Origin of the sequence: Streptomyces sp. SPB074 (genome assembly GCF_000154905.1) — a bacterium.
Classification (GTDB): Bacteria; Actinomycetota; Actinomycetes; order Streptomycetales; family Streptomycetaceae; genus Streptomyces.
This window is the reverse complement of the sequence record NZ_GG770539.1, coordinates 2436087-2439608: the sequence shown is the minus strand read 5'-3', so window position 1 is coordinate 2439608 and position 3522 is coordinate 2436087. Positions and strand designations below refer to the sequence as shown.

The following is a 3522-nucleotide window of genomic DNA, read 5'->3' as shown; positions in this document are numbered from 1 at the left end:
CGGCGTGGCGGGCGGGGGTGCCGGCGCGGGGGCGTGGCGAGGCGGGGCGTGGCGGCGGGCCGCGGTCAGCGCGCCGAGAACTTCTCGTACTCCCGCAGGACCTCCGCCGCGGGCCCGTCCATCCGCAGTTCCCCGTGCTCCAGCCACAGCGCCCGCTCGCACGTGTCGCGGATCGACTTGTTGCTGTGGCTCACGAGGAACACCGTCCCCGCCTGCTCGCGCAGCTCCCTGATGCGCGCCTCCGAGCGCTTGCGGAAGCTCGCGTCGCCGGTCGCGAGGGCCTCGTCCACGAGCAGGACGTCGTGGTCCTTGACCGCCGCGATCGAGAACCGCAGCCGCGCGGACATCCCGGAGGAGTACGTGCGCATCGGCAGGCTCGCGAAGTCGCCCTTCTCGTTGATCCCCGAGAACTCGATGATCCGGGGCGCCCGTTCGCGCACCTCGCGGCGGCTCATGCCCATCGCGAGGCCGCCCAGCTCGATGTTCCGCTCGCCGGTCAGGTCGTTCATGAGCGCCGCGTTGACGCCGAGGAGCGAGGGCTGCCCGTCGGTGTAGATCCGGCCCGACTCGACGGGGAGCAGCCCGGCGATGGCCTTGAGCAGCGTGGACTTCCCGGAACCGTTGCTCCCGATGAGCCCGATCGCCTCGCCGCGCCAGGCCGTGAACGACACGTTCCGCACCGCGTGCACGCGCCGCCCGCCGGGCCCCTGGCGCCGTACCAGCCGGTTCAGCGCGGCGGTCGCGGAGCCGCGCCCGCCCCTGGCGCCGTTGACGCGGTAGACGATGTCGACGTTCTCGGCGACGACGGTGGGACGGCGGGCGGCGGCGGTGGCCGCGGGACTCCCGTCCGGTGCGGGGCCCGTGCCCGGCGCGGTGTGCGCGGTGTCCCCGGTGTTCGCGGGGGTCTGCTCCGTACGCGTCTCAGCCACGTCCGTACCTCTCCTCGGCCTTCCAGAAGTAGACGAAACCGCCGACGCCGCTCAGCAGCGCCCAGCCGAGGGCGAGGGCCCAGACGTGCGGCGGGAGCTGGTCGGCGTGGAAGCTGCCGATGAGCGCGAAGCGCATGAGATCGATGAACACGACCGTGGGATTGCACTGGAGGAGCGTGGCGAACCAGGCCGGCGGGTCGTGCTTGGCGAGCATGTGCGGGAGGCTGAACATCACGCCGGAGGTGTACATCCAGGTGCGCGTGAGGAACGGCATGAGCTGCGCGACGTCCGGGGTCTTCGCGCCGACGCGCGCCAGGGCCAGCGCGAGCCCCGTGTTGAAGACGAACTGGAGCAGCAGCGCGGGCACCACGAGCACCCAGGACGGCTGCGGCCACACGCCGAAGGCGAAGAGGATCACGACGAGCGCGATCATCGAGTACAGGAGCTGCTGGAGCTGCTGGAGCGTGAACGAGATGGGCAGCGAGGCGCGCGGGAAGTGCAGCGCGCGGACGAGGCCCAGGTTGCCGGAGATCGCGCGGGTGCCGGCCATGGCGCAGGACTGCGTGAAGGTGAAGACGAAGACGCCGGTCACGAGGTAGGGCACGAAGTCGGGCACGCCCCGGCTGGTGCCGAGCAGCAGGCCGAAGATCAGCAGGTAGACGCCCGCGTTGAGCAGCGGCGTCATGACCTGCCAGATCTGGCCCAGCTTCGCCTGGCTGTACTGCGCGGTGAGCTTCGCGGTCGAGAAGGCGAGGATGAAGTGCCGCCTGCCCCACAGCTGCCGCACGTACTGGGCGAGCGGGGGCCGCGCGCCGCTCACCGCGAGCCCGTATCGGGCGGCGAGCTGGGCGCCGCTCAGTCCCGCGTCGGCCCCGGCGTCGTACGCGCCGCCGTTCGAGGGGGCCGCGGCGGTACCCGGCGCGGCCCCCGGCGTGGGGTCCTGCCGTGGGGGGAGGGGATCGAGAACCTGGCTCACACGCGCCGCCTTCGCTGGGGGACGTCGGTACGACGGAGGTACCGGAGTACGTCGTTACGTCGGAACGCAACCGTATCGTCGTTCCGCACCTTAGGCCGGTAGGACGTCGCAACGCAACCGTTTCGTCGTGGCCCGCCTATGCTGAACGGCATGGCGAGTGGCGCGAGGGAAAACAGCGGGGAAACGGGCGGGGCGGGGCCGGGCGCGGCCTCCGGCGGCCGGGCGCGGCGGGCTCCGGCCGGGGCGGCCGTGCTGCGCGAGGACGTCACCGAGGCGATCCGCGCCGCCGTCTTCGCCGAGCTGGCCGCCGTCGGCTACGGGCGCATGTCGATCGAGGGCGTGGCCCGCCGCGCCGGGGTCGGCAAGACGGCCGTCTACCGGCGCTGGCGCTCGAAGCTGCACCTCGTGCTCGACCTGGTCTCCGAGATAGCCCTCCAGGGCCTGCCCGCGCCCGACACCGGGTCCCTCGAAACGGACCTGCACCTGCTCTACGAGGTCGCCTCGCGCGCCCTGCGCCACCCGGCCGCGTCCCAGATCGTCCCCGACCTCTTCGCCGAGGCCGCCCGCAACCCGGACCTCCAGGAGGCCCTGGAGAAGGCCCTGCGCGAAGCACAGCGCAGCGTGGCCCAGGGCGTCCTCGACGCGGCGGCCGCCCGCGGCGAGGTCCGGGAGACCCTGGACCGCGACCTCGCCCTCGACCTGATCACCGGCCCCCTGTACTGGCGCGTCCTGGTCGTCCGCACCCGGACGAGCCGCGCCTACCCGGCCGCCCTCGCCAAGACCGTCGCGGCGGGACTCCGCGCGGTGTGAAGGGGCGAGCGGGCGGCGTGCCGGGGCGCCGCCCGCGCCGCCCGCCTGCGCTCACCCCGTCCCCACCCACCTCCCCACCTTCTCGCGCAGCACGTCCCCCATGCCCCGGGCCCCCGGGGCGACGCGGAGGGAGAGGGAGGCGGAGTGGGTGGCGTAGGGGTGGACCAGGACGAGACCGTGGCGGCGGCTGGGGACGGCGGTCCGGCGCAGGTGGCCCAGGGCGGGGCGGGCGCGCGGGCGGGTGGTGCGGGTGGTGCCGTCCGCGAAGGCGAGCAGGAGCCACACGTCCCACGTTCCCGCCTCCAGCTCCGTCAGGCGCAGGCGCAGCGAGGCCGTCCAGGTGCCGGGGGTCGGGCCGGGCACCAGGCTCGCGCTGCGGCGCTGCACGACGCGGCCCGTGTCCCGGTGCACCAGCCCCGCCTGGACCGCCACCGGGCCCGCCTCCGCGACGCGCCCGTACAGCTCGTGCAGGCGCAGCCGCAGCCGGCTGCCGCGCGCCGAGGGCCGCAGGACCGCGTCCACCGCGAGCGGCAGGCGGCGCACCGGGGCACGCTCCAGGCGGCCGAGCGGGACGCCGGGCAGGTCGGCGGCCCACACCGGCGCCCCGGCCGCGTCCCGCGCGTACGGGGGCAGCAGCCGCGAGGGCTTCGAGACGAGGTCGCGCAGGCGGCCCAGGTCGCGCGTCGCGGGCGCCTCGTTTTGTACCGTCTTCTCTGTTTTTTTCTTTTTTCTTTTTTTTTTGTTTTTTTTTTTTTTTTTTTTTTTTTTTTTTTTTTTTTTTTTTTTTTTTTTTTTTTTTTTTTTTTT

General features: G+C 72.8%; 4 protein-coding genes. 1 reads left to right on the top strand and 3 read right to left on the bottom strand.

The window, feature by feature from the left end:
* Positions 1 to 65: 65 nt before the first annotated feature.
* Both SSBG_RS09905 and SSBG_RS09900 read right to left on the bottom strand, forming a co-directional pair.
* Positions 66 to 929: an ABC transporter ATP-binding protein gene (locus tag SSBG_RS09905; protein ID WP_008746025.1), complete on the bottom strand. Its 864-nt coding sequence runs from the start codon at positions 927 to 929 to the stop codon at positions 66 to 68.
* Positions 922 to 1905 carry an ABC transporter permease gene (locus SSBG_RS09900; protein WP_008746024.1) on the bottom strand — a complete coding sequence of 328 codons (984 nt, stop codon included), beginning with the start codon at positions 1903 to 1905 and terminating at the stop codon, positions 922 to 924. The genes SSBG_RS09905 and SSBG_RS09900 overlap by 8 nt, the downstream gene beginning before the upstream one ends.
* Positions 1906 to 2043: 138 nt before the next feature.
* Here SSBG_RS09900 and SSBG_RS09895 point away from each other — a divergent pair, with 138 nt between their 5' ends.
* On the top strand, positions 2044 to 2715 hold the full coding sequence (locus tag SSBG_RS09895; RefSeq protein WP_008746023.1) for a TetR/AcrR family transcriptional regulator: 672 nt from the start codon (positions 2044 to 2046) through the stop codon (positions 2713 to 2715).
* 51 nt (positions 2716 to 2766) lie between these two features.
* On the opposite strand, the gene SSBG_RS09890 is transcribed toward SSBG_RS09895, so the two are convergent.
* Complete coding sequence (locus SSBG_RS09890) at positions 2767 to 3312, bottom strand: hypothetical protein (protein WP_008746022.1); 546 nt, start codon at positions 3310 to 3312, stop codon at positions 2767 to 2769.
* Between the last annotated feature and the right edge of the window lie 210 nt (positions 3313 to 3522).

What these genes read in the sequence shown, in the direction of transcription:
- SSBG_RS09895 (WP_008746023.1), top strand. Translation starts at nt 2,044, where the DNA reads ATGCTGAACGGCATGGCGAGTGGCGCGAGGGAAAACAGCGGGGAAACG.